We start from the raw sequence: 767 nt of genomic DNA on the forward strand, positions 1-767 counted from the left end.
GAATTTGATATAGCTCTTTAAAAATGACGAAGCTTGCGCTTCATTCAAAAATTGTAAAACATTTTTGCCTCATCGTTCAGTTTTCAAAGTTCGTCAGTTTAAAAATTGGTGGAGCCTAGCGGGATCGAACCGCTGACCTCCTGCGTGCAAGGCAGGCGCTCTCCCAGCTGAGCTAAGGCCCCAAAAGTTATGATGGTCGGGAAGACAGGATTCGAACCTGCGACCCCTTGGTCCCAAACCAAGTGCTCTACCAAGCTGAGCTACTTCCCGAAATAGATGGTGCACCCTGAGAGATTCGAACTCCCGGCCTTTAGATTCGTAGTCTAACGCTCTATCCAGCTGAGCTAAGGGTGCGAGACGAATGAACTTTCATGGGATATTAAGATGGTACCGAGGGCCGGACTTGAACCGGCACGAGGAAACCCTCGCAGGATTTTAAGTCCTGTGCGTCTACCAATTCCGCCACCCCGGCAAGGTATAATTCATGCGGTAGACTATTTTAAAAATGGTGCCGGCGAAAGGATTCGAACCCTCGACCCTCTGATTACAAGTCAGATGCTCTACCAACTGAGCTACACCGGCAGGTGTAAATGGTGGAGGATGACGGGATCGAACCGCCGACCCCCTGCTTGTAAGGCAGGTGCTCTCCCAGCTGAGCTAATCCTCCAAATATGTAATGCCTGGCAACGTCCTATCCTCACAGGGGGAGACCCCCAACTACTTTCGGCGCTGAAGCGCTTAACTTCCGTGTTCGGCATGGGAACGGG

The 767-nt window shown here is 51.0% G+C and carries 6 tRNA genes and 1 rRNA gene; all 7 read right to left on the bottom strand.

Features of this window, described 5'->3' with window-relative positions:
• Positions 1-106 precede the first annotated feature (106 nt).
• Positions 107-182: transfer RNA gene (locus KNP79_RS15605), tRNA-Ala, on the bottom strand.
• 11 nt (positions 183-193) lie between these two features.
• Positions 194-270: transfer RNA gene (locus KNP79_RS15610), tRNA-Pro, on the bottom strand.
• Positions 271-277: 7 nt separating this feature from the next.
• Positions 278-354 (bottom strand) — tRNA-Arg (locus KNP79_RS15615).
• A gap of 31 nt (positions 355-385) precedes the next feature.
• Positions 386-472, bottom strand: a tRNA-Leu gene (locus tag KNP79_RS15620).
• A 34-nt stretch (positions 473-506) separates the two neighbouring features.
• Positions 507-582, bottom strand: a tRNA-Thr gene (locus KNP79_RS15625).
• A gap of 9 nt (positions 583-591) precedes the next feature.
• Positions 592-667 (bottom strand) — tRNA-Val (locus KNP79_RS15630).
• Between the two features lie 11 nt (positions 668-678).
• Positions 679-767 (bottom strand): 5S ribosomal RNA (gene rrf / locus KNP79_RS15635); the annotation flags it as partial.

It is taken from the genome of Exiguobacterium sp. s7 (assembly GCF_018618195.1).
In the GTDB taxonomy this organism is placed as follows: domain Bacteria; phylum Bacillota; class Bacilli; order Exiguobacteriales; family Exiguobacteriaceae; genus Exiguobacterium; species Exiguobacterium mexicanum_A.